General features: G+C 71.9%; 22 protein-coding genes. 17 read left to right on the forward strand and 5 right to left on the reverse strand.

Annotated features, from left to right (window positions below; translation table 11 throughout):
• The first annotated feature begins 81 nt into the window (after positions 1-81).
• The 3 genes from ACGFI7_RS33880 (at position 82) to ACGFI7_RS33890 (ending at position 1,614) form a co-directional block, all read left to right on the forward strand.
• Positions 82-693, forward strand: a complete 612-nt coding sequence (locus ACGFI7_RS33880) for a TetR/AcrR family transcriptional regulator (protein ID WP_393411878.1) — start codon at positions 82-84, stop codon at positions 691-693.
• Positions 694-704: 11 nt separating this feature from the next.
• Positions 705-1,241 carry a DUF4245 domain-containing protein gene (locus tag ACGFI7_RS33885; protein WP_393411880.1) on the forward strand — a complete coding sequence of 179 codons (537 nt, stop codon included), beginning with the start codon at positions 705-707 and terminating at the stop codon, positions 1,239-1,241.
• Between the two features lie 139 nt (positions 1,242-1,380).
• Positions 1,381-1,614, forward strand: a complete 234-nt coding sequence (locus tag ACGFI7_RS33890; RefSeq protein ID WP_393411882.1) for an exodeoxyribonuclease VII small subunit — start codon at positions 1,381-1,383, stop codon at positions 1,612-1,614.
• Between the two features lie 8 nt (positions 1,615-1,622).
• Here the strand turns inward: ACGFI7_RS33890 and ACGFI7_RS33895 are convergent, their stop codons facing one another.
• Positions 1,623-2,030 carry a nitroreductase family deazaflavin-dependent oxidoreductase gene (locus ACGFI7_RS33895; protein WP_393411884.1) on the reverse strand — a complete coding sequence of 136 codons (408 nt, stop codon included), beginning with the start codon at positions 2,028-2,030 and terminating at the stop codon, positions 1,623-1,625.
• A gap of 93 nt (positions 2,031-2,123) precedes the next feature.
• Between ACGFI7_RS33895 and ACGFI7_RS33900 the strand changes: the two genes are divergently transcribed.
• Positions 2,124-2,735: a TetR/AcrR family transcriptional regulator gene (locus ACGFI7_RS33900; protein WP_393411886.1), complete on the forward strand. Its 612-nt coding sequence runs from the start codon at positions 2,124-2,126 to the stop codon at positions 2,733-2,735.
• Positions 2,736-3,083: 348 nt separating this feature from the next.
• Here ACGFI7_RS33900 and xseA read toward each other — a convergent pair whose 3' ends face one another.
• The gene (gene xseA / locus ACGFI7_RS33905) at positions 3,084-4,286 is read right to left on the reverse strand and encodes an exodeoxyribonuclease VII large subunit (RefSeq protein WP_393411888.1); all 1,203 of its coding nucleotides are present in this window, start codon (positions 4,284-4,286) and stop codon (positions 3,084-3,086) included.
• Positions 4,283-5,338: a hypothetical protein gene (locus ACGFI7_RS33910; RefSeq protein ID WP_393411890.1), complete on the reverse strand. Its 1,056-nt coding sequence runs from the start codon at positions 5,336-5,338 to the stop codon at positions 4,283-4,285. The genes xseA and ACGFI7_RS33910 overlap by 4 nt, the downstream gene beginning before the upstream one ends.
• A gap of 101 nt (positions 5,339-5,439) precedes the next feature.
• Between ACGFI7_RS33910 and ACGFI7_RS33915 the strand changes: the two genes are divergently transcribed.
• Positions 5,440-6,405, forward strand: a complete 966-nt coding sequence (locus ACGFI7_RS33915) for a 4-hydroxy-3-methylbut-2-enyl diphosphate reductase (protein WP_393411892.1) — start codon at positions 5,440-5,442, stop codon at positions 6,403-6,405.
• Here the strand turns inward: ACGFI7_RS33915 and ACGFI7_RS33920 are convergent.
• Positions 6,402-6,917, reverse strand: coding sequence for a DUF6542 domain-containing protein (locus ACGFI7_RS33920; RefSeq protein ID WP_393411894.1), 516 nt, complete (start codon positions 6,915-6,917; stop codon positions 6,402-6,404). The genes ACGFI7_RS33915 and ACGFI7_RS33920 overlap by 4 nt on opposite strands.
• Before the next feature lie 14 nt (positions 6,918-6,931).
• The gene (locus tag ACGFI7_RS33925) at positions 6,932-8,221 is read right to left on the reverse strand and encodes a DNA recombination protein RmuC (protein WP_393411896.1); all 1,290 of its coding nucleotides are present in this window, start codon (positions 8,219-8,221) and stop codon (positions 6,932-6,934) included.
• 51 nt (positions 8,222-8,272) lie between these two features.
• Here ACGFI7_RS33925 and ychF point away from each other — a divergent pair, with 51 nt between their 5' ends.
• The 12 genes from ychF to ACGFI7_RS33985 all read left to right on the forward strand — a co-directional run bounded on the left by ychF (position 8,273) and on the right by ACGFI7_RS33985 (position 24,259).
• Positions 8,273-9,349 (forward strand): redox-regulated ATPase YchF, encoded by a 1,077-nt coding sequence (gene ychF, locus ACGFI7_RS33930; RefSeq protein ID WP_393411898.1) that lies wholly within the window; start codon positions 8,273-8,275, stop codon positions 9,347-9,349.
• A gap of 47 nt (positions 9,350-9,396) precedes the next feature.
• Complete coding sequence (locus ACGFI7_RS33935) at positions 9,397-10,128, forward strand: class I SAM-dependent DNA methyltransferase (protein ID WP_393411900.1); 732 nt, start codon at positions 9,397-9,399, stop codon at positions 10,126-10,128.
• Positions 10,129-10,243: 115 nt separating this feature from the next.
• Complete coding sequence (locus ACGFI7_RS33940; protein ID WP_393411902.1) at positions 10,244-10,522, forward strand: hypothetical protein; 279 nt, start codon at positions 10,244-10,246, stop codon at positions 10,520-10,522.
• A 770-nt stretch (positions 10,523-11,292) separates the two neighbouring features.
• The gene (locus ACGFI7_RS33945) at positions 11,293-12,015 is read left to right on the forward strand and encodes a conjugal transfer protein (protein ID WP_393411904.1); all 723 of its coding nucleotides are present in this window, start codon (positions 11,293-11,295) and stop codon (positions 12,013-12,015) included.
• Positions 12,016-12,090: 75 nt separating this feature from the next.
• A complete protein-coding gene (locus ACGFI7_RS33950; RefSeq protein WP_393412173.1) occupies positions 12,091-12,336 on the forward strand; it encodes a hypothetical protein in 246 nt (81 codons plus the stop codon).
• Positions 12,337-12,390: 54 nt separating this feature from the next.
• The gene (locus ACGFI7_RS33955; RefSeq protein WP_393411906.1) at positions 12,391-15,819 is read left to right on the forward strand and encodes a TcpE family conjugal transfer membrane protein; all 3,429 of its coding nucleotides are present in this window, start codon (positions 12,391-12,393) and stop codon (positions 15,817-15,819) included.
• A 47-nt stretch (positions 15,820-15,866) separates the two neighbouring features.
• On the forward strand, positions 15,867-18,344 hold the full coding sequence (locus ACGFI7_RS33960) for an ATP-binding protein (RefSeq protein ID WP_393411908.1): 2,478 nt from the start codon (positions 15,867-15,869) through the stop codon (positions 18,342-18,344).
• Entirely contained in the window at positions 18,341-20,824 is a 2,484-nt protein-coding gene (locus tag ACGFI7_RS33965; RefSeq protein WP_393411910.1) for a type IV secretion system protein, read from the forward strand. The genes ACGFI7_RS33960 and ACGFI7_RS33965 overlap by 4 nt, the downstream gene beginning before the upstream one ends.
• A gap of 3 nt (positions 20,825-20,827) precedes the next feature.
• Positions 20,828-21,457, forward strand: coding sequence for a hypothetical protein (locus tag ACGFI7_RS33970; RefSeq protein ID WP_393411912.1), 630 nt, complete (start codon positions 20,828-20,830; stop codon positions 21,455-21,457).
• On the forward strand, positions 21,454-22,545 hold the full coding sequence (locus ACGFI7_RS33975) for an NlpC/P60 family protein (RefSeq protein ID WP_393411914.1): 1,092 nt from the start codon (positions 21,454-21,456) through the stop codon (positions 22,543-22,545). Before ACGFI7_RS33970 ends, ACGFI7_RS33975 begins: the two co-directional genes overlap by 4 nt.
• Positions 22,542-22,937 (forward strand): (deoxy)nucleoside triphosphate pyrophosphohydrolase, encoded by a 396-nt coding sequence (locus ACGFI7_RS33980; RefSeq protein WP_393411916.1) that lies wholly within the window; start codon positions 22,542-22,544, stop codon positions 22,935-22,937. Before ACGFI7_RS33975 ends, ACGFI7_RS33980 begins: the two co-directional genes overlap by 4 nt.
• Positions 22,938-22,999: 62 nt before the next feature.
• Positions 23,000-24,259, forward strand: coding sequence for a hypothetical protein (locus ACGFI7_RS33985; protein WP_393411918.1), 1,260 nt, complete (start codon positions 23,000-23,002; stop codon positions 24,257-24,259).
• The last annotated feature ends 33 nt before the right edge of the window (positions 24,260-24,292 follow it).

The raw sequence follows: 24,292 nt of genomic DNA on the forward strand, positions 1-24,292 counted from the left end.
ATGTGTGAGGCCTCCTCGTGACGACTATCCCGATGGTAGTTGTCCCTGTATCCCCGGTCAGCGGAGGATAATGTGCCAGCCATGAGCAGCGATGTGGAACCGTCGGTGACAGCCCGCACGTCCGAGCGCGGTGCGGCCACGCGCTCGGCGCTGCTGCGCGCCGCCCGCGACGTGTTCGTCTCCAAAGGCTTCGCCGAGGCGGGTGTGACCGACGTGGTGGCCCAGGCCGAGGCCAGCGTCGGCAGCCTCTACCACCACTTCGCCGGCAAGGCCGACCTCTACCTGACGCTGTTCGAGGAGTTCCAGGGCCGGCAGGCGCAGCGCACCAAGCAGGCCGCGCGCGTCGCCCGCGACTCGGGCGAGACCGACCCGATGCGGGTGTTCGTCAGCGCCGCCCGCGCCTATCTCGACGGATGCCTGGCCGAACGCGAGCTGGCCGCGCTGTTCCTGCGCGGCGACGGGCCGCCCGGCTTCGAGGTCGTCATGCGCGACCGGCTCCACACCTGGGCGCGCCGGAACGCCGCGCTCTTCGACGACGACCAGAACGCGCTGGTGGTCGTCCTGACCGGGGCGCTCGCCGGCGCCGTCAACGAGATCGTCCGGTCGGGCGACAGGAAACTGGCCGAGGACGTCCTGGAGATCATCGGCCGCCTCCGACCGGCCGCGTCCGCGACCGACGTCACCAGCGGGTAACCTCGCCAACTGTGCGACGGTTCACCGAAGGTCTTCACGGCTACGTGGTAGCCGTGCTCGTCTGTCTGGGGGCGGTCGGGCTGTTCCTGCTCGTCACGCCGCGCGGCGACGTTGAGCACATCCCGAGGCGCGACTACTCCATCACGGTCGCCAACTTCTCCCGTACGGTCCCGTACGCGGTGTGGGCCCCGGCGACGGACCCGGAGGGGTGGATCCCCAACAGCAACCGCGTCGTCGACGGCGAGAACGGCGCGCGGGCCCTGCACATCGGCTACGCCACGGCCGAGCGCGAGCACGCGATGTTCATGCAGAGCGACGAGAAGCCCGCGGCCGAGTTCGCCAACCGCATGGCCAACTCCGACAAGGCCGTCGGCACCCAGCAGGTCGGCGGTGAGACGTGGGAGAGGCGCTTCCGCGAGGACAAGAAGCAGCGCACCCTGGTCCGCGTGCTCCCCGACGTGACGCTGGTCGTGACCGGCACCGCCGACTGGCCGGAGCTCGGTCAGCTCGCCGCCGCGCTGCGGCAACGGCCCAAGCCGACCACCTGATCCGCCCGGACGCTGCTAGCATCAGCCTCCGCGTGGAAGGGCCGCCCTTGACGGGTGTCGGTTCTGCTGTCAACCACGTGAGAAGGCCCTCGCCCGAGGCGGGGGCCTTCCCTTGTGCGACGGCACTAGGGTGGTGCCCGTGGCTGACGAGAAGACGCCCTCGTACGAGCAGGCGCGCGAGGAGCTGACCGACGTGGTGCGCCGCCTGGAGGCCGGCGGCCTCACGCTGGAGCAGTCGATCGAGCTCTGGGAGCGCGGCGAGAAGCTGGCCGCGCTCTGCGAGGAGTGGCTGCAGGGCGCCAGGGTCAAGCTGGCCGCCGCCATGGCCCGCCGGGCCGAGCCGGGCGGCGGGCAGGACGACGCGCCCTTCTGAGGCGCCTCTCAGCTCTGCCGGTCGAGTGCTATCACCGGGATGACCCGGGTGGTCTTGGCCTCGTAGTCGGCGAAGCCCGGCGCCTTCTCCACCATGCGGGCGTAGAGCCGGTCGCGCTCCTCGCTGTCCACGACGGTGGCCTTCGCCGCGTACGTCTCGGTGCCGACCTCGATGGTCACCTCGGGGGTGGCGCGCAGGTTGTGATACCACGCGGGGCTGCGGTCCGCTCCCGCGGCGGAGGCGATCACGACGAGCCGGCCGCCGTCCTCCAGATACATCACGGGCGTGGTGAGCCGCCTGCCCGACTTGGCCCCCGTGGTGGTGAGCAGCAGCAGGTCGGAGCCCTCGAAGTAGCCGCCCACCTTTCCGCCGTTGCTCCGGAACTCCTCGATGATCTGTTGGTTGAAGTCGCTCATAGTGCCCTCCCAGGAAGCGGAGAAGTCTCCGGATAACTCCAACCGCGGAGCCTAACCGGAGATTCCTCCGCCTGTAAAGCGTATGCTCGGGCCGTGTCCGCACGTCGACAGCTCCCGGTGCTGGGGCAGCCACAGCCGGAACGCGCCGACGCGGCGCGCAACCGGCAGAAGATCATCGAGGTCGCCGCCCGCATGATCGAGTGCCGGGGCGCCGGCCAGCTCTCCCTGGACGAGGTCGCCAAGGAGGCGTGCGTCGGCGTCGGCACCGTCTACCGTCGCTTCGGCGACCGGGCCGGCCTGGTGTGGGCGCTCATCGACGAGCGCGAACGCCGCTTCCAGGAGGCGTTCCTGAGCGGCCCCCCGCCGCTCGGCCCCGGAGCGGCGCCGGCCGAGCGGGCCGAGGCGTTCCTCACCGGCCTGGTCGACCGGCTCGTACCCCAGCTCGACCTGTTCAGGCTGGTGGAGCTGGGGTCGGCCAAGTCCAGGTTCGGCGGGCCCTACCGGGTCCACCACACCCACCTGGCCACCCTCCTGGCCCAGGCCCGGCCGGACGCCGACCCCCACTTCCTGGCCGACGCCCTGCTCGCCCCGATCAACGCCCACCTGATCTCGTACCAGTGCGAGACCCGCGGGCTGACCATCGAAGACATCAAAACAGGCATCAGCGACCTGGCCCGCTCCGTCACCACCCGCCCAGCCCCGTAGACCCCCGCCCACCGCCGGGTGTCTGCAGGCCCTCGCCAACCCTGTGGGCCCCACCAGCCCTGTAAGCCCCGCAAGCCCTCACCCGTTCCCGCACGGGTGGCGCTGGCCGGCGGGGTGCTGTGGGTGACGCGGGTGGCGTAGGAGCACCCCACGGGTGGCGCTGGTCGGCCTCCTGGGGTGGCGCTGGTGGGGTTCGCCTCATGTGGGTTGGGGTGGCGGGATCACCGCGCGGGCGATGCTGGGGCGCCTCGTGGGCGGTGCGGGCCGTGGGGCGTCTCATGGAGGTGAGGACGGGCCTCACCGGCGAAGCGGGGTGGCAGGCCGCCTCGTCGGTGGGGCGGTGTGGATCTACGGTTCCGCGCGGACGGTGAGGCGGTCGTCGGGGAGACGGACGGTGAGTTCGTCGCCGGGGGAAACCTCCGCGGCGCGGCGGACCACCTCGCCCGAGGGGCGCTGGACGATGGCGTAGCCGCGTTCCAGCGTGGCCGCGGGCGACAGCGCAACCAGGCGGGCCCGTACGTGGGTGAGGTCGTCACCGGCCCGGTCCAGCGAGCTCGACAGCGCGCGCCTGGCCCGCTCCCGCAGCCCGTCGACCTGCTCGGCGTGCCGTTCCAGCTCGCGCACCGGGTCGGCGAGCGAGGGACGCGACCGTACGGCCGCCAGCCAGGACATCTCCCGGTCGAGCCAGCCGTTCACCACCCTGCGGCCCCGGTCGCGGAGCTGGCGCACGAGCGTGAGCTGCTCGCCCACGTCGGGCACGACCTTCTTGGCGGCGTCGGTGGGTGTGGAGGCACGCACGTCGGCCACCAGGTCGAGCAGCGGGCTGTCCTGCTCGTGGCCGATCGCGCTGACCACCGGTGTGCGGCAGGAGGACACCGCGCGCACCAGCGTCTCGTCCGAGAACGGCAGCAGGTCCTCCAGCGACCCGCCGCCCCGGGCGATGACGATCACCTCGACCGCCGGGTCGGCGTCCAGCTTGCCCAGCGCCTCGGTCACCTCGCCCACCGCGTACGGGCCCTGGACCGCGACCTCCTCGACCTTGAACCGCACGGCAGGCCAGCGGCGCCGCGCGTTCTCCAGCACGTCGCGCTCGGCCGCCGAGTCACGGCCGCAGATCAGGCCGACCGTGCCGGGCAGGAACGGCAGCCGCCGCTTCCGCTCGGCCCCGAACAGCCCTTCGGCCGCCAGCAACTGCCGCAGCCGTTCCAGCCGGGCCAGCAACTCGCCGACCCCGACCGGGCGGATCTCCAGCGCGGTGAAGGCGAACGAGCCGCGGTTGACCCAGAAGTCCGGCTTGACGTGCACCACGACCCTGGCGCCGTCGGTCGGCCTGGGCATCGCGGCCTCGTACACCCCGCGCGGGGCCGTGACCCGGGCCGACACGTTGGCCACCGGGTCGCGCAGCGTCAGGAAGACCGTGCCGCCGCGCGCGCTCAGATCGGTGATCTGACCCTCGACCCAGACCGTGCCCAGCTTGCCGATCCAGCCGCCGACCATCTGCAGGACCGTGCGGACCGGCAGCGGCGCTTCGGGCGTGGTCTTGGACGTCATTCGCCCGAACGCAGCTTGGCCAGGCGGTTCTCGAACATGCGGATCACCTCGGGACGCCCGGAGGTGCCCTGCTCGTACGCGAGGAACTCGGCGATCTGCTCGGCGCTCTTGCCGCGCATGCGGGCGCGCAGCGACGCGACCGTCAGCGAGGAGAAGCCGGGCAGCGGCTCGACCAGCTCGCTCACGCCCAGCGCGCTCTCGGCCCCGGCCTCGGCGGACGCGGCGGGCGCGGCGGCGGGCACGGTCTCGACGGCCTCGGCCAGCTTGGCGCTCGCCGGAGCCTTGGCGGTCTTGGCGGGCTTGGTGGTGGTCTTGGCGGGCTTCTTCTTCGCCTTGGGCTTGGCCTCGGGCTCCGGCTCGGTGATGGCCACCGGCTGGGCGACGGCGGGCTCCGGGGCCTGCGCGGGCTCGGCGGCCGGGGTGGGCTCGGCGGCGGGCGTAGTCACACCGGTCGCGGCCGGCGGCTCCGGCGCGGCCTCAGGCTCGGGCGCCGGCTTCGGCTCGGCCTTGAGCGCGCCCTCGGGCTCAGCCTTGAGCTCGGGCTCGGGCTTGAGCTTGGCCTCCTGCTCGGGCTTCAGCTCCGGCTCCGGCTCGGTCTTGAGCGCGGCCGCGGGCTCCGGCGTGGGCTCGGCCTCGGCCGTCGGCTTGGCGGCGGGCTCGGTCTCGGGCTGGGCCTCGGGCTTCGGCTTGGGCTCCGTCTTGCCTGCCGGGGTGAAGATGACCGGGTCGGGCTTGCCCTTGGCGGTGCCGTTGGTCCCGGACGTCTCCGGCCTGGGCGCGAAGATGACCGGCTCCTTGCGGTCCGGCTTCGCCTCCTCGTCCGTGCTGGTCAGCGCGTCGGCGGCGGCCGGACGGGACTCGGCGTCGTCCTTCTTCTCTTCCTTGTCGCCCCTGATCGAGTTCTTCACCCGATCCACGAGCATGAGCGCCTGGCCGGCCGCGCTGAGCGTGCTCTGGACGACGAGGAGCGGCAGGTCGCGGGCCTTTTCCTTCAGCCCGTCCTTACTGGTGACGGTCTTGGCGATGTTGCGTATCACGTCGCTGAGGGACATGTACGTCTCCCTGGGAGGTCAGTGTGGAACGGCCAGTTTGGCAAAGCGCGGGCACCGGCGCACGCGCGGGCCGGTCAGCCGTTCCACGTAGCATATGGAGTATGGAGCTCCAGACCCCTTCTTCCCGCCGAGTCCTAGTGGCCAGGCCCCGCGGCTACTGCGCCGGAGTCGATCGAGCCGTGGTAGCGGTCGAGAAGGCGCTGGAGCAGTACGGTGCGCCGATCTACGTGCGCAAGCAGATCGTCCACAACACTCACGTGGTCAAGACGCTCGAGGCTAAGGGCGCCATCTTCGTCGAGGAGACCGAGGAGGTGCCCGAAGGCGAGATCGTGGTGTTCTCCGCTCACGGCGTCTCTCCGGCCGTGCACGCCGAGGCCGAGCAGCGCCGGTTGCGCACCATTGACGCTACCTGCCCGCTGGTGACGAAGGTTCACAACGAAGCCAGGAGATTCGCGAGTCAAGATTACGACATCCTGCTCATCGGGCACGAAGGGCACGAGGAGGTCGAGGGCACCAGCGGCGAGGCGCCCGACCACATCAAGCTGGTCGACGGCCTCGACGCGGTCGACCAGGTCGAGGTGCGCGACCCCGGCAAGCTGGTGTGGCTGTCGCAGACCACGCTGTCGGTCGACGAGACCACCGAGACCGTCGCCCGGCTCAAGCAGCGCTTCCCGGGCCTGATCGACCCGCCCAGCGACGACATCTGCTACGCCACGCAGAACCGCCAGGTCGCGGTCAAGGAGATCGCGGCCGAGTCCGAGCTGGTGATCGTGGTCGGCTCCGACAACTCGTCCAACTCCAAGCGCCTGGTCGAGGTGGCCAAGGACTACGGCGCCGAGGCCGCCTACCTCGTCGACAACGCCGGCTTCATCCGCGACGAGTGGCTCGACGGCGTCACCACGGTCGGCGTCACCAGCGGCGCGTCGGTGCCGGAGGAGCTGGTCGAGGAGGTGCTCGCGCGGCTGGCGCGACACGGCTTCGGCGACGTGACCGAGGTCGAGTCGGTGCAGGAGAAGATGCGCTTCGCGCTGCCCCACGAGCTGCGCAAGGACCTGCGCGTCTCCTAGTCCTCGCCGCGGGGCGTGCCGTAGACGCGGGGCTCGAAGTAGCCCTCCGGCTCCGGCACGTACAGCTGCGGCTGGCGCGGGCGCGGCACCTCGGCGCCGGCCCGCAGCTCGTCGCGGAGCTCCCGCACGTTGTCGCGCAGCCCGCGCGCCCACGCCACGCCGAGCACGATCGCCGAGCCGGCGAACAGCCAGGGCGCGCCGCGCGACAGCGAGCCGTAGAGGCCCAGCGCCAGCGACTGCAGGATGCCGACCGTGACGAGCGCGCGGCCCAGCTCGACGAAGAGGGTCGCGACGAAGAACACCAGCGGCGGCGTCACCACCAGCGACAGCAGCTCGCGCGGGTTGACCAGCACCACGCCGAGCAGACACGCGGCCACGAACGCCAGCCCGACCAGCAGTTGCATGTCGAGCAGGGCGGCCAGCACGTAGCCGGCGAGCGTGGAGACGAGCGTGAGCGCGATGGCGCCGCGGGCGGTCAGCCTGACGGCGGAACGTTTGCCTGTGCTGGTCACCGGCCCCACCCCCCTTATTGCGACCCGTTGGCCAACTTACCGTTCGCGTGTGTGATGAGAGACGTGGTTTCGAGCAGTTCGGGGGACGCCAGGGGTCGTGGCAGGCCCTCGACCATCTCGGGGGACTCGAGCTCGCCGTCGACGACGCCCAGATCGTGCAGTTTGCGTGCGGTGACCAGGACCCGGCTCTCAAGCGACCCGACCGTTTTGTTGTACGCCTCCACGGTACGGGCCAGCGTCCTGCCGAGCGACTCCACGTTCCGTCCCATCGAGGAGAGTCTTTCGTACAGCTCCTTGCCCAGCTCGAACACCGCCCGCGCGTTCTCGCTCAGCGCCGCCTGCTGCCAGGCGTAGTGGGCGGTGCGCAGCATCGTGATCAGCGTGGTCGGGGTGGCGATGTGGACCCGCCGGGCCATCGCGTACTCCAGCAGGCCGGGGTCGCGCTCCAGCGCTGGGGCGAGGAACGCCTCGCCGGGGATGAACAGCACGACGAACTCCGGCGTCGGGGTGAACGACTGCCAGTAGGCCTTGGCCGCCAGCCGGTCGATGTGCTCGCGTACGTGCCGGGCGTGCGCGTCGAGCCGGACCGTGGCCAGCGACTCGTCGCCCGCCTCGGCGGCCTCCAGATAGGCGGACAGCGACACCTTGGCGTCGACCACGATGTTCTTGCCGCCGGCCAGCCTGACCACCATGTCGGGGCGTACCGAGCTCTCGGCGACCTGCTCGTCGAAGTCGCAGTGGCGCTGCATGCCCGCGATCTCGGCGACCCGGCGCAGCTGCATCTCGCCCCACCGGCCGCGCGCCTCGGGTCGTTGCAGCGCCCGCACCAGCGCCATGGTCTGGGCGCGGAGCTGCTCGTGGCTGTGGCGGACGAACTCCATCTCCTTGGCCAGCTCCGCGCGGGCCGCGCGCTGGCCGGACTCGGTGTCGCGCAGCTGGGTCTCGACCCTGGCCAGCGCCTCGCGCAGCGGCTCCACCAGGTGCTCGACCGCCTGCTTACGCTGTTCCAGGTCGCCGGCGGCCTCCGCCCTGGTGGCGGCCATGCGGGTCTCGGCCAGCTCCAGGAAGCGCACGTTGTTGACGTCGAGCGCGCGGGTCGACAGGGCCTGGAAACGTTCGGCGAGCTGCTCCTCGACGTAGGTGAGCTTCTCGGCGGCGGACCTGGCGCGCGCGTCGGACTCGGCCACCCGCACCGCCGCCCTCGTCCTGGCCACGAGGAACCCGATGGCCGCGCCGATGAGCAGACCCAGCAGAAGTGAGACGACATCCACCTCATCGATGATTGCAGGACATCGCCCCCGCATCGGTCCCCGACACGCCTGCCCGCCTTCCGGGAGCAAGTAAACTCGCTGGGCGTGAGCCTCTCCATCGGCATCGTCGGCCTGCCCAACGTCGGTAAGTCCACGCTGTTCAACGCGCTGACCAAGACCGGCAACGCCCTCGCCGCCAACTACCCGTTCGCGACCATCGAGCCCAACGTGGGCATCGTGGGCGTGCCCGACGAGCGTCTGCCCAAGCTGGCCGAGATCTTCGGCTCCGCTCGCATCCTGCCCGCCAAGGTGGAGTTCGTCGACATCGCGGGCCTGGTCAAGGGCGCTTCGGAGGGGCAGGGGCGGGGCAACCAGTTCCTCGCCAACATCCGCGACACCGACGCCATCTGCCAGGTGATCCGCGTCTTCGACGACCCCGACGTCACCCACGTCGACGGCGACATCTCTCCCAAGCGCGACATCGAGACGATCAACACTGAGTTGATCATGGCCGACCTGCAGACGGTCGAGAAGGCCATCCCGCGCCTGGAGAAGGAGTCGCGCCACAACAAGGAGAAGAAGCCCGCGCTGGAGGCCGCCCAGGCCGCGCTGGCCGTCCTGGAGACCGGCAAGACCATCTTCGAGAGCGGGCTCGGCGGCCCCGAGCTGCGCGAGCTCCACCTGCTGACGGCCAAGCCGTTCCTCTACGTGTTCAACCTCGACTCCGACGAGCTGGTCGACGACGCGCTGAAGGCCCAGATGTCGGCCCTGGTCGCGCCGGCCGAGGCGGTGTTCCTCGACGCCAAGCTCGAGTCCGAGCTGGTCGAGCTCGACGAGGAGGAGGCGATGGAGCTGCTGGAGTCGGTCGGCCAGCACGAGTCCGGGCTGAGCCAGCTCGCCCGGGTCGGCTTCGAGACCCTCGGCCTGCAGACCTACCTGACCGCCGGGCCCAAGGAGTCCCGCGCCTGGACCATCCGCAAGGGCGCCACCGCGCCGGAGGCGGCCGGGGTCATCCACACCGACTTCCAGCGCGGGTTCATCAAGGCCGAGGTGGTGTCGTTCGACGACCTGGTGGAGGCCGGCTCGATCGCGGCCGCCCGCTCGGCCGGCAAGGCGCGCATCGAGGGCAAGGACTACGTCATGCAGGACGGCGACGTGGTCGAGTTCCGCTTCAACGTGTAGTCCGGGCAGGCCCGTTTCGGACGGTACGCGGGCGTTAGTGTCGTTCCGTGCCTGACCCGATCTTCGCCGAACCTCGCCTGGCCCGCATCTACGACGCCCTCGACGCCGACCGGAGTGACCTCGACGCGTACGCCGCCATGGTCGCGGAGTTCGGCGCGCGGCGGGTGCTCGACGTTGGGTGCGGCACCGGCGTGTTCGGGTGCCTGCTGGCGGGGCGCGGGGTGCGGGTGACCGGCGTGGACCCTGCCGAGGCGTCGCTGGCGGTCGCCCGCGCCAGGCCGGGCGGCGACGCGGTGCGGTGGATTCTCGGCGACGCCGCCGCCCTCCCGCCTCTCCAGGTGGATCTGGCGACCATGACGGGCAACGTGGCCCAGGTGTTCCTCACCGACGACGACTGGGCGGCCACCCTGCGCGGCGTGCGCGCGGCTCTGCGCCCCGGCGGCGTGCTCGCGTTCGAGACCCGCGACCCCGCCCGCCGGGCCTGGCTGGAGTGGGACCGGGCGCGCACGCACGCCGTCACCGACATCCCGGGCGCCGGGCGCGTCGAGTCGTGGTGCGACGTCCTGGACGTCTCGGGTCCGCTGGTCACCTTCCGTCAGACGTACGTGTTCGAGACGGACGGCGCGGTGCTCACCTCGGACTCGACGCTGCGCTTCCGCGAGCGCGAGGAGGTCGAGGGCTCGCTGCGGGCGACCTGCTTCCGTGTCGAGGACGTGCGCGGCGCCCCTGACAGGCCTGGACGCGAGTTCGTGTTCATCGCCCGTACGGCGGATGTGTGATTTCCCACATTTAGCCGGATACCAAACATCTGATTCCGGGATCTCTTCCGCGTCAACCACTTGGCCCCCCCGCGCGTCGAATCGTCACGGCGGCCACGCTGACTCGGGAGGCCTCATGTTTCGTCGCATCATCAGGAACCGGCGCCAGGCGCCCACGCTCACGGGCATCAGCCTGGAGGAGGAGCTCGCGCTGCTGCGGGTCGAGTTGATGTACGGCCTGCGCGTGGACCGCGCCGACTACCAGCGCATGAAGGACGGGGAGCGCGAGCAGGTGGTCACCAGGCTGCGCGGCAGGGACGCCGCCACGAGCCTTCTGGCGGAGCTGCGCGGCTCTCTGGAGCGCGCCGTCCAGCCCGCCGGGCTCCGCGGTCACCGGCCCGGCGGATCCGCCTGAGGCGCGCGCACAGAGCCGCCCGCGACCGTCCGGGCCAACCCGTTCGGCATGGTTGCGGGACGCGCCGCCCTCCGGCGGGCGCGCGCCGTGGAGACGGCGGCGTTCTCGTACGGTGCGGTGGCGGAGCTGCCGAGCCGCGCGTGGCCGCTCCGGGAAGTGTCGAGACAGGGAAGGAAATCGCAGGTCGAAGCCGGAGCTCCGCGACGAGGACAGGTATTCGTGGCGGTCGGGTTATGCGTTTTTAGGTCTGTGGCCTGGTCGAATGCCCTTTCGGCAGGGAACACACACAAACCGGCGCGCCAGGTGCGTCCTATGCGCACTCGGTTTGCCCCTGGACGGCGATGCTTGCAGCATGGGCGTGGCTTTCCTGGAACAATGGCGGAGACCGGATAAGGTGACTGCTTCACCGCGGATGATGGGGATCGGCAACGGACGACACCGCGCCAGCCGGGGGGATTGGCGCGAGCGGAGGCGTGATGGCTCGTAGGTCAACCGTCCAGCACGGTCCTCGGATCGCTGGCGGGCCCGAGCTTTCCGCACACCCCGACACCGGCTACGACGCGCCGCCTCCGCGCAGGCCGCGGCGCGGCGGTTGGTCGGGTGGCGGCGGGCGGTGGCTCGTCTGGACGGGCCGGATAGTCCTGTGGGCGCTTATCGTAGTAATCGTGGTAAATGGGATTCGTGCCCCATTCGAGCGGTTTACCGGCCAAAACGCCGCCGCTCCGAATGAGTCCGCCCAACCGGGCAGCGGCTTCCCGAACGACCAGGCCATGGCGTTCGCCGCCCAGTTCGCCGGCGTCTACCTGAATTTCAGTCCTGAAGACGCCGTGAGCAGGTCCGGCAAGCTCGCCGCCTTCGTCGCCGAGGGCATGGACCAGCAATTGGGCTGGGACGGCAACGGCAAACTGGGCGCCGTCGCCATCCAGCCGTACGACGTCGAGGTCACCGACGCCAACAACGCCGTGGTCACGGTGGCCTTCCAGTCCGGCCCGCGCAGGCTCCACCTGTCGGTGCCGGTCTACTACTCGGGCGGTGACAACGGGCGGCGCTTCGTCGTCTCGGGCTGGCCCGCGATCCTGCCCGCTCCGGCACCGGCCCAGCTGCCCCAGGTCGCCGTGCCGGAGACCGACGACGCGGCGACCGCCGAGCTCAAACCGCAACTGGAGGGCTTCTTCCGCAACTACGCCTCGGGCAACACCGCCGAACTGCAGCGCTACGTCACCGCCGGCACCAGCCTGCCGAGTTTCGCCGGCGCCTTCACTTTCGCAGAGCTCAAGAGCGTCGTGGTGCCTGTGGGGGGTGCCACAAGAGAGATCGAGGCGGTCGTGGTGTGGGTCGTGCCCGGCACGGCCCCGTCCGCCGACCCCAACGTCGAGGCCCAGCCCGGCGCGACGGACGGCCGTCTCCAGCAGGCCTATCGCCTCACAGTCGAGAAGCAGGGCGACAAGTGGTACGTCGACGACATCCGTGGCGCCGGTCGTGTCGTCGGATAGCCCGGTCCTGCTGATCGGCACCCCCCGGGAGGACAAGAAGTGATTCTGAAAACCATCGTGCTCCACCTGATCGAAATGACGCCGACCCCCCCACCCACCGGCGTCGACACCGCAGGGCTCGCAGACTTCCTGCGTGCGTTCTTCGCTCCGCTCTTCCTCGTCGTCGTGTCCGTGGTCGCGCTGTTCTTCCTCTTCACCCGCGAGATCACGCGATTCGTCCAGTTCCTCATCCTGGCCGTGGCCATCGGAGTGATCTTCTACGTGCCCAACATCATCGAGGTGACAGCCAAGGCGATCGCGGGTGCCCTCGGCATCCAGTAAGGGTTGAGACCACTCCCCGGTGGTCATGAACGAGCGGGTGGAGAGGAGGACCGCGTGGACCTGCCCACGTATACGAACATCTGGCGCATCGAGAAGCGGCTCTACAAGCTGTACGACCTACGGCTGCCCATGCCGCTCCCCATCGTCTGGATCGGCGTGTTCGTCGGCGTCCTCGTCCCGTGGTCGCTCCTGCTCTGGGTCGTCGGCGTGCCGGTGGCGATGCCCTGGCACGTGCTCTTCCTGGTGCCGCCGGGCATCGTGACGTGGCTGTCCACCCGCCCCGTCATCGAGGGCAAGCGGCTCACCGAGCTTCTGGAGTCCCAGCTCCGCTATCTGGGGGAGCCGAAGGCGTGGTACCGCCTGGCCTCCCTGTCGGAGCCCGACACCGTGACGTTCTCGGCCCGCGTCTGGCGCGCCTACCCGGTCCGGGTCAAGGCCTCGCGCAAGGCCCGCCCGGCACGCAAGACCTCGCGCAAGCGCGCACCCGCCACCGGACCGCGCCAGGTCCGGCCCGCCGTGGCCGCCGCCGCTGCCGCGGCCGCCCAGGCCCCCGTCGCACCCGCCCAGCTCACGGTCACGGACCGGCTCCCGGCCGCGGCGGAGCAGGTCCGCACGGGCTGGGGCTCCCGCACCAGGCCCGGCGCCCCGCCCGCACTCCCGGCCCAGGACGTGGCGGCCGTCGAGCCCGCTCCCGAGCAGGCTCCGGTACGCGAACTGCGCCTGGTCCGCGAGACCGGCGCCCCCGAGCCTCCCCGGCCCGCGGAACGGGTCCAGGACGACGACCAGGCGATCCTCGCCGAGGCCACCGGTGCGCCTTCCCCGAACGTCTCCCGTACGGAAGAACCCGCGCGCGAGGACACCGGAGGGCGCAGGCCGCGTCAGGGCGCGGGGGCCAAGCCCATCGACACCGAAGCGCTGCGGCGCCTCCGCAAGCTGGCCGCCAGCGCCGACGGCCCCCCGACGGCTGTGGCGGGCGCCGGGGCCGAGCGCGTCCATGAGGACGAGGCCGCCAGGAGCCAGCACCGCAAGGGCCAGCCGCCCAAGCTCAACTCCGCGCTGCTCGTCGAGGCCCAGCGCAGTTGGGCGCCGCTGAGCCCCGACTCCCGGCCGGTCACGTTGTCCCGCCCGCTGCGCGACCGGGGGCCGGAGCAGACGTTCCCCCTCAGACGCGACGACACCTCTTCCGCGCCCCGGGACATCGGAGAAGGCGCCCCGCCCGAGGAGTCTCGATCCGCGGAGACACCAGACGCCGCGCTGCCCACCCAGGATCCCTCCGCGACAGCCTCGCAAGGGCGGGATGCCCCGGAGGCCTCCGACGCGGGGCCTGCCGCGAAGGCACCCTCGGGAGGTACGGGCGCATCGGAAGTGTCCGACGCGGCGTCCTCGGCCGGCTCACACGCGCCGGAGGCGTCGAGCGCCAGGCTGGTCGACGCATCGCCCGGCACGCAGGAAGGACGAGGCGAAGCAGCGGGCACGACCGGTGAGACCGGGACGCCAGGCGCGAAGACCTCAGCCGAGGCCCAAGCGGGCACGACCGAGGGCTCAAGTGGTCCGCACGCACCCGCAGGGCAGGCCGGGCCCGGCGAGGCAGAGCGGGACGACCACGGCCAGCCCGCGGAGCGGGACGGGCTTGGCGAGTCTGCGAAGCGCCCTGAGCACGGCGAGCCTGTGAAGCGCCCTGGCCACGGCGAGTCTGTGGGGCGGGACGGGCGTGGCGAGGCGGCGCGGCCTGAGCGCGGCGCGACTGACGCGACTGAGGCGGCAGGGCCTGAGGGTGTCGTGGCAGCGGAACGGGCCGGGGCTACGGCTGTTGGCTCAGGGGAGGCCGCAGGGGCTCCGGGTAGCGCCTCTGCGACGCGGGACGAGGCTGGCTCCGAGGAGCAGCCGCCCCCGGTTGCAGGGGCTGCGCGACGGCGGGGCCTTCGGGCCGTGACTGGGTCCGAGCCTGCTGAGCAGGGTGAGTCTGAGGCGCCGGTCGCCCGCGAGCAGGAAACCCGCCCTCGTCGGAGCGGCGAAGACCCGAAGGCCGGTCGCGTGGCCCGGTCCGAGGCCGAGAGGCATGAGGGCCCTGGAGGTCGGCGGCCGGAGGCGCGGGGTGCCGAGAGCCGTCGAGATGAGGGTTCGACAGGCGCCGGTTCGGTGCCCGGAGCATCTCCCGGAGCGCGTGCCGAGGGACGGCGCGACGTCGAGGCGCTGAAGGCTGAGAAGCGGGGTGTCGAGAGCCGGGACGCCGAGAGGCGGCGGGACGTCGCGGCCCGAGACGCTGAAGGGCGGGACGCCGAGAGGCGGCGGGACGTTGAGGCGCGGGGCGCCGGCGCGCGGGACCGGGACGCTGAGGCGCGGGATGCCGATGGGCGGGACGTCGAAGAGCGGGAGGCTGAGGCGCAGGGGGTTGCCGGGCGGCGGGATGGGCGGTCGGCGCCTGCGCTGGAGGCGGCCGGGGGTGAGCCGCAGGAGGCTGAGCAGGGCGATGGGCGGCGGGACGGTGATGGGGGCATCGTGCCGGGGCCGAGGGCGGGGGAGGCGAAGGTACGGCGGGTGGAGTCCGTCGTGGGGCGGGATTCCGGCGGGTGGCGGCGGGTCGCGCGGGTGGTCGTCGGCGGGAACGGGATGCGCGGCGACGGCTCGGAGATCGACGAGGCGCGGGCCAGGAGTGTGTTCGCCGGGAGTCGCAGGGTCGTGGTGCTCGGCTGCACGGGCGGGGCGGGGCAGAGCACGACGGCGCTGATGCTGGGGCACACGCTCGCCCAGTATCGCGACGACCGCGTGGTGGCCGTCGACGCCGGCAGCGGCGCCAGCACGCTGACCAGCAGGATCGAGCCCGAGACGCCGGAGACGCTGACGTCGCTGCTGGCCGGGCTGCACCAGGTCGGCGGCTATCTGAGGATGCGCGGCTACACCACCCGCACCTCCTCGGGCCTGGAAGTGGTGGGCGCCGACGGTGACGCGGAGGCCGAGCAGCGGCTCGCCGACCGCAGCCTCTTCTCGGACGACCGGCTGGGCGACGCGCTCGCCCTGCTGGACCGGCACTACAAGCTCACCGTGATCGACCCGGCCGCCGCGCTGGCCGCCCGGGTGCTCCCGTACGCGGACCAACTGGTGCTCGTGGTGCCCGCGAGCGAGGAGGCGTCCGAGGCGGTCGAGATGACGTACGAGTGGCTCGACGGGCACGGCTGCGCGGCCCTGAGGCGGCGCGCGGTCATGGTGGTCAACGGGGTGAGCAGGCGTTCGATGCCGGACGTCGAGCAGGCGGAGGCGGTGGCCAGCGGCAGGTGCCGGGCCATCGTCAGGGTGCCCTGGGAGGACGACCTGGCCCCCGGCGGGGTGGAGGTCGTGGATCCCGGGCGGTTGCGCACGGCCGGTCGGCGGGCGTACCTGGCGCTCGCGGGGGTCGTGGTCGCAGGCTTCGCGGCACAGAAGGTCCGACCGAGCGAAGAGGAGTTGGCGAGTGACCCCCCGGGCACGAGAATCGGTGAGCGTTAAGTGAACATCCGAGCAGGTAGGGCCCGTTCATGCGCTGAGGGGGCGGCATGAGCAGGGCGTCCCGTGCGCATCAGCGCCTGGCCGTCCGGTTCTTCGACGACCGCATCCTGCTCACGGACACCTGCGCGTGGGCGTACTTCCGCCTTCCGACGGTCAGCTACGAGTTCGTCACTCCTGAGGAGCGCGAGGCGCTGGCCACCAACATCACGATCGCGCTGGCCGCGATCAGGATGCCCGACGCCGAGGTGCACCTGCGGGTGGCGCACCGGGCCTATCCGGCGGCCGAGTGGGCGATGGCGCTCAACGGCACGTCCGACGAGGGGCCGGGGTGGCGCGACTACCTGGAGGAGATGTACCGCCACGTCTGGGCGAAGGATTTCTGGACCAAGGAGGTCTATCTCGGGGTCCGGCTCGGGGCGCGGGGCAAGCAGCTCGGCGCCGGTGCGCTGGCCCAGCTTCTCGGGTTCTACCAGCGTACGGAGAAGGCGCTGGGGCTCGAGGACGGCCACGTGCCGGACAGCGAGATAGCGCGCTGGACCGAGCAGGCCGAACGGCTCGGGCGGGCGCTGGCGTCCAGTGCGCTCTACGCCCGGCACGCCACCTCCACGGAGGTGGCGTGGTTGTTCCAGCACGCGGCGGCGGGCGGGCTCGCCGACGGGCCGCCGTCGGCCAGCCCGAAGCGGCGCTGGGGCAAGGGCGAGATCGAGGCGCTGGTCGAGGGTGAGATCCAGAACGGCAGGTCGCTGCTGCGCATCGTGCAGCCGCAGGGCGACTCGTACGTGGCTCATCTGTCGTTCGCCAGGTTCCCCGACCTGATGCCGTTCCCCGACGGCGAGCCGTGGATGCACTTCGCCGACCAGTTGCCGTTCCCGGTGGAGATCTCGTCCAGGATGCGGCTGATCCCGCCGGTGAAGGCCTCCCGCGACGTGGCGCGCAAGCTGGCGCACGCCCGCGACATGGACATCCACATCCGCGAGGCCGGCGCGGAGGCGCCGCTGGCGCTGGCGGAGCAGATCGACGCGGCCCGGATGCTGGAGCACGGCATCACCAAGGAGCGGCTGCCGTTCGTGTACGGGTGGCACCGGCTGATCGTGTCGGCCCCGACCGAGGACATCTGCGTGCAGCGGGTGGAGGCGGTCGTCGAGCACTACCGCGACATGGGCATCGACGTGGTCAACTCGACGGGCGACCAGTTCTCGCTGTTCTGCGAGGCGCTGCCGGGCGAGCGGGTCAAGATCAACGCGTACGCCCAGCGGCAGCCGCTGCGGACCATCGCGGGCGGCATGGCGACCGCGACCGTCGACCTCGGCGACCGGCTGGAGCACGGCGGCGAGGGCTGGCTGGGCCCGTACATCGGCGAGACCGTCGGCCGGGCCCGCAGCATCGTCCACTTCGACCCGCTGCTGGCGGCGAGCCGCAACCGGCCCACGGCCATCGCGATCACCGGCGAGCCGGGCGGCGGCAAGACCACGCTCGCGCTGCTGATGATCTACCAGATGGCGCTGCGCGGCGTCACGGTGGCGGTGATCGACCCGAAGGGCGACGCCGAGTCGCTGGTGCGGCTGCTGGAGAAGCGGGGTCGCAAGGCCCGCATGATCCCGCTCGGCTCGGCGGCGCCCGGTCTGCTGGACCCGTTCTCGTTCGGCGACGACATCGCGGCGAAGAAGACGATGGCGACCGAGACGCTCCGGCTGCTGCTGCCGCGCATGTCCGAAGAGCGTGAGTCGGCCATGATCCAGGCGGTGGCGGCGGTGTCCAACCAGCCGGACCCGTCGCTCGGCAAGGTCGTCGACCACCTGGAGCGCACCGAGGACGCCGCGTCGAAGAACCTCGGAGCGGTGCTGCGCTCGATGTCCGAGATGCACCTGGCGAGGCTCTGCTTCGACCCTTCGGGCGGCGACCAGATCGACACCGAGGGCTGGACCACCGTGTTCACGCTCGGCGGCCTGACCCTGCCCGACGTGACCACGGCCAGGGACGACTACTCCTACGAGCAGCGGCTCTCGGTGGCCCTGCTCTACCTGGTGTCCCAGTTCGCGCGGCGGCTGATGAACGGCCTCGACCGGCGCGCGCCCAAGGCCATCTTCCTGGACGAGGCGTGGGCGATCACGTCCACGCCCGAGGGCGCCAAGCTGGTGCCCGAGGTCAGCAGGATGGGCCGATCCCGCAACACGGCGCTGGTGCTCGTCTCCCAGAACGCCGGCGACCTGCTCAACGAGCAGGTGACGAACTGCCTGTCGTCCGTGTTCGCCTTCCGGTCGACCGAACGGGTGGAGGTCGATCACGTGATGGCGCTGCTCGGGGTGGATCCCCTGGAGGAGCACAAGGCCGTGCTCCGTTCGCTGGGCAACGGGGAGTGCGTGTTCCGCGATCTGGACGGCCGGGCCGGCCGCATCGGGGTGGACCTCATCTCGGAGGAACTGCTCCGCTGGCTCGACACGAACCCGACGCACGACAAACCCGACGGCAACGGGCATGATGATCTTCAGGGGGGCGTGGGCAGGGCGCAGGAGGTGCGGTCATGAAGATCCGGCTACCCAAGCGGTGGGCGCTCGCCGTGGTGACGGTGCTGCTCGGCTTCGTCGTGGTGCCCGTCGTGATCGGCGCCACGTCGCCGGCCGCCGCCGCGCCCTGCGACCTGTCGGGTGAGCTCGCCCCCGAGGTGATCGGCAGCGGCGTCGACGGCATGATCGAGCCGCCGGCCCGCGAAGGCGGCGAGCAGCCCGTCACCAACTACGGCCAGTTCGGCATGGCCGGCCAGTTCTGGCACACGCACGAGCTGGGCTGTTCCGACATCGCCGCGGTGCTCGGCAACTCCTGGGCCAACACGATCTTCCTGTGGGCCAAGGCCATCGACCGGCTGACGATCACCACGTACCAGGCGGCGGCCACCGAAGGACCGCTCCAGGCGATCAAGGACGTGGTCGACGACATCGTCACCAACCTGTCGCAGGCCATGTACTGGCCGTATCTCCAGCCGGTCGTCATCCTCGGCGCGATCTGGCTCGCCTGGTACGGGCTGATCCGCAAGCGGGCCACCACCACCGCCGAGGGCGTGATCTGGATGGTGCTCGCGGTCACGGTCGCCACCTGGTTCCTCAGCCGGCCGCAGGACTTCACCGGGCTCGGCAAGGTCGTCACGGACAAGACCGGCGAGGTGGTCAACTCCGCCTTCTCCGGGCTGCCCGGCGCGGGCGGCGCGTCCTGCCTGCCGCCTCCCGGCGAGACCAACCCGCAGGTGCGGGCCGGCGGATTCGGACAGAACGGCACCCCCGGGGTCGACCAGAACGCCGATGCCCTCTGGTCGACGCTGGTGTGCAAGCCGTGGCTGATGGGCATGTTCGGCACCGCCGACCCCGACCAGCCGATCGTCCGCGACTTCGGCCGGGTCATGCTGGAGACCCAGTCGATCCCGGCCGCCACCGTCGAGAACCCCGCCCCTGACGTGGGGGCCCACCAGGCCAAGTACGCCGAGGTCGCCGACAGGCTGAGGAACGACTCGCGTTACTTCATCTTCTCCGGCCGCGACTGGACGAGCCGGCTCGGCGTGGCCATCGGGGCGCTGATCGCCGCCATGGTGGCCGGGGTGCTCATCTTCCTGGTGGCGGTGTCGCTGCTGGTGCTGAAGGTGGGCTTCCTGCTGCTGCTGATCCTCGGGCCGGTCTTCCTGCTCATCGGCGTGCATCCGGGCAGCGGCCGCATCATCGCCATGCGCTGGGTGGAGATGCTCATCGGCACGCTGCTGCGGCAGGCCGTGCTGGCGCTCGTGCTCGGGGTGCTCGTGTACGGGTACGCGCTGATCATCTCGACCGCGATGCCGTGGGGGTTGCAGATCCTGTTCATGGCGTTGCTGACGATCGCGGTGTTCTTCTACCGAAGACCGTTCCAGCATCTGTTCGCCTCGATCAACGGGCACACCCTCGCCACGAGGATGCTCGGCGAGGCGGCCAGTTCGCCGACGCTGGAGCGCTCGGCCAACGTGCTGCCGCCGGTGGCGTCGGCGCGGATCGGGCGCTGGGGCGTGCGCAAGGCCGAGCCGCTCATCACGGCCGCGGCGTCCGGAGGGGTGGCCGGCGCGGCCGCGTCCGGCGTCGCCCAGGGCCGGGCCAGGGGCGAGGAGGGCGAGGGCGCATCGGGCGTGCGCGTGCCCGCGCCGCTGGACAAGGAGCAGCAGGGCGTCAAGGGTCTCGGCAGGCGGGTGCCCGAGGCGCGCAAGGGCGACGCGCCGCCGCTCAACCTGGGCGGGGCCAACGGGCGGGCCGGCGGTCCTGCCGGTCGCGGTCCCGTACGGTCGGGTGGCGGTCCCGGCGGTGCCGGCGCCGCGGGCGGGCCTCGGGCGGCTGGTGGGCCGCGCGGGCTCGGCGGCGGTGGCCCGCGGGTCTCCGGTGGGTCGGGATCGGGTGGTTCACGGGGTTCCGGCGGATCCGTGGGGTCCGGGGGCTCGGTGGGCTCCGGTGCGTCCGGTGGCGGGTCCGGCGGCTGGTTCGGCGGGCGGCCCAGCGGCGGCTGGGCGCCGCGCGGCGGCAGCGCCTCGTCGGGCGGCGCGCGTTCACGCTTCGGCGGGTCAGGCGGGTCAGGCGGGTCAGGCGGGTCAGGCGGATCGGGCGGGTCCCGGTCCGGCGGTGGCTCGCGGTCCGGCGGGTCGCTGTTCGGCGGCTCAGGCGGGTCCGGCGGGTCCGGCGGGTCCCGGTCCGGTGGGTCCGGCTCGGGCGGCCGGTCGCGGTTCTCCGGGTCCGGCGGGTCCGGCGGCGGGTCGCTGTTCGGCGGCGGGTCGCGGTCCGGGCGTTCCCGGTGGAGCGACAACGGCTCCGACCGCCCCTCCTCCGGCGGCATCTTCGGCCGCAACCCCGACGGCCGCGTCTTCGGCTCGGGAGGCGGGTTCTTCGACCGCTCCGACTCCGACCGGCGCGGCTCCGAGCCGCCGCCGCTGTGGGGCAGCAGCTCGCGCAGGAACGAGCCCGAGGTCCCCTTCTGGCTCAACCCCACCAACCCCGACAAGGACTAGACCGTGGCGCAGCCGGGTGACAGGCGAGGACTGGTCTTCGCCGCCATCGTGGTGGTGCTCGCCGCCGTCGGCCTCTACCTGACCATGTGGCCGGACTCAGGAGAGCCCGCCGCGGAACGGCAGCCGGCCGCGCCCCGGACCACCACCTCGCCCGTCGTCCCGGCCACGCCGCTGGCCACCGCCAGCGACGCCCCGTTCGACGTCTACGCCTACCTGCCCATGTCCAAGGAGCAACTGGCCGCCGCCGCCGATCTCGCCGAGCGGTTCACGGCCGAGTACGCGACGTTCCGCCACGACGAGGATCCGGCCGCCTACGCGGCCCGGGTGCGCCGCTACACCACGGCCGACCTGGGCAACGTGCTCGTCCGTACCCTCACCTCGCCGGGCTCTGTGGAGCAGAACCGCGCCGACCAGGTGGTCTCCACGGCGACGGCGAAACTCAAGGAAATCAGGCAGATCGAGAAGGCGTCCATCGTGTTCGTGGTCACCGGATCCCAGCAGATCACCGCGAAGAGCGGCACCCGGCAGGTGTCGGCGGACTACGCGGTCACGGTCAGTCAGCTCGGCTCCGACTGGCGCGTGTTCGACCTCCAACCGGCGAACGAGGGCCAGGAGGGGGACACCCAGGGGTGAACCGGTCCCGTGCCGTCGTAGCGGCCGTCGTCGCCGGGGCGCTCCTGCTGGTCCTGGCCGTCATCTCGCCCATGCTGATGACCTCGATCCCCTCGTTCATCGGCTCCGGCGGCGAACTGCCCGACTGCACCGACGACGGTGCCCGCGTGCAGGAGGCGTCCGACTCGGCCGCGGCCGACATCCCCTCCGAGTACCTGGAGCTGTACAAGGAGCACGGGAAGAAGATCGGGGTCCAGTGGACGATCCTGGCCGCCGTGGGCAAGCGCGAGACCGACCACGGCCGGTCCGACCTGCCGGGCGTGAAGAGCGGCACCAACTACGCCGGCGCGGCCGGGCCGATGCAGTTCCTGATCAGCACGTGGGGTGGCAAGGCCAGGATCCCGATGTCGTCGCGATTCAACGGCTACGCCTCCGACGGCGACGGTGACGGCGTCGGCGACGTCTACAACCCGGCCGACGCGATCCTCGGGGCGGCCAGGATGCTCAAGCGCAACGGCGCCCCGGAGAACGTGCGGCGGGCGCTGTTCGTCTACAACCGCGCCTGGTGGTACGTCGACCAGGTCGAGGAGATCGCCCGCAAGTACGCCGAGTCCGGGGAGGTCGAAGTGCCGCCGGAAGCTGACGACGCGTGTGACGAACCGCTGGTCGAGGCCGCGCCCAGCACGGTGGTGGCCAAGATCCTGGACTTCGCGCTGGACCAGCGCGGCAAGCCCTACCTGTGGGGCGGCACCGGGCCGGACGCGTTCGACTGCTCCGGCATCGTGTACGCCGCCTACCGGCACGCCGGGCTGGCGATCCCGCGCACCACGTTCGGGCAGTGGCCGTTCGGGGTGAAGATCGAGCAGGGCGCCGAGCAGCCGGGCGACCTGGTGTTCTTCGACTCCGGGCCGGGCACGGCGCCGGACCGGCCGGGGCATGTCGGGCTGGTGGTGTCGAAGGGCAAAATGGTGGAGGCCCGCTGCCGCCTGTGCGGGCCGATCAAGGTGACCAGCTACGAGGGGCGCGACAGGATCGTGGGCTTCACCCGGCCGCTGCAGAATCCCGCCGTCCAGGACCAGCTCGCCAAGCTGGGGACACCCGCGCTATGACGGTGATCGTGGTGGCCGCGGTGATCGTCGGGCCGGGCAGGCGGGTGCTGGCCGCGCAGCGGGCCGAACCTCCCGCGCTGATGGGCGGCTGGGAGTTCCCGGGCGGGAAGGTCGATCCCGGCGAGGGGGAGATCGAGGCCCTGGTGCGGGAGTGCCGCGAGGAGCTGGGCGTCGAGATCGAGGTCGGCGAGCGGGTGGGCGGCGACTGGCCGCTGAGCACCGACGGCTACGTGATGCGCGCCTGGCTGGCCGACCTGGCCTCGGGCACCCCGCAGGCCCGCGAACACCTGGCGTTGCGGTGGCTGGCGCCGGGCGAGTACTACGACGTGGCCTGGCTCGCGGCGGACCTGCCTCTGATGGAAGCTGTCGAGAAACTCCTCGTACAGGATTGAGCCGTTGCTCTCGGTGACATAACGATTACTACACGTTATTTGTCGCATCGGGGGAAGGCGTCATGATGAACCGTGGCTGGATGGTGGCCGGGGTCCTGGCCCTTGTGGCGGCCCCGGCCGTGCCCGCGGCGGCGGCGGGCGTGGCCATGGTGCTGGAGCGGGTGGACGATCCCGCCGGCATGCTCAAGTGGGTCAGGACGGGCGACGTGCTCCGGTACGAGGTGCGGCTGAGCGGCATGGCCGGGGACGCCCGGCTGGCGGTGGCGGCCACGCCGGTGGCCGCGCTCACCGGGCTGTCCTGCGCCGGGGCCCTTCCGCCGCGTTCCGCCGACACGCCCGACCCCGGGGGCGCCGAGATCACCGCCCGCGCGCTGGCCGGGCGGGCGCTGGAGGCTCCCGACGGGGTCCGGGTGCCGGGGGCGCAGGTGTGCCGGCTGGGGGACGTCTCCTCGGAGCAGGCCGTGCAGGTGGAGCTGTCCGTCCCGCCGGGGGCCGAGGAGGTGGAGGTGGCGGCGGTCGCCCGGCTCCGTGAGGCGAACGGCGCCGTGGTGACCATCGGCAGGACCGACACCACCCCGGTCGACGACGTCTCGGCGACCGCGGCGGACACGGCGCCGGACGAGGCTGAGTCTGGTGAGCCCGAGGGGTTCGCCGGGCGCGGGTCGGAGGAATCGGCTGAGCGTGAGTCGGGGGCGTTCGTCCAGGGCGGGTCTGACAAGGTCGCGCAGCGGGGGTCCGGCTGGGGGGAAGACGCCGGGGCCGGGCGGAAGGCGCGGGGACCCGACTGGAGCGCGGACGGGACGTCTCACGCGGACGGGACGTCTCACGCGGACGGGACATCTCACGCGGACGGGACATCTCACCGGCGTGCGGACGGCGGGCGGCGGGCGGCCGAGTGGGCCGGTCGGGGCGGCGGCGAGCGTGCGGCCCGGAGGAGCGAGGCGGAGACGTGGGGCGACTGGGGCAAGCGCGGGGCCGCGAGAGATGAGGGAAGGCGCGGGTCCGCGGGCGACCGGGGGAGGCGCGGGTCGGTGGACGACTGGCGTGGATCCGTACGGGAGGGTGTGATCCCCGGGCGGATCCGCCAGCATCGGCAGGTGCGGCTGCCCGAGGTCGCGCCGCCGCTCCAGGCCGCCGCCGAGGCGCCGTTGCCGAGGGAGGTGGACGGCGCGCAGGTGAGAGTGCGGGCGGAGGAGCGCATCAACCCGCTGGCCGGAGTCGCCGGGCTGCCGTATGTGGCTGTCGGGATCGGGGCGTTGTCCTGCGGTCTTTGGGCCGTTGCCTTCGCACAAAACCGGCGTATGCGGAGAAAGGTATTCTAGATCCGTCTTTACTGTTACTTTGACCCGACTAGT

This window comes from Nonomuraea sp. NPDC048826, assembly GCF_043198225.1.
Lineage (GTDB): Bacteria > Actinomycetota > Actinomycetes > Streptosporangiales > Streptosporangiaceae > Nonomuraea.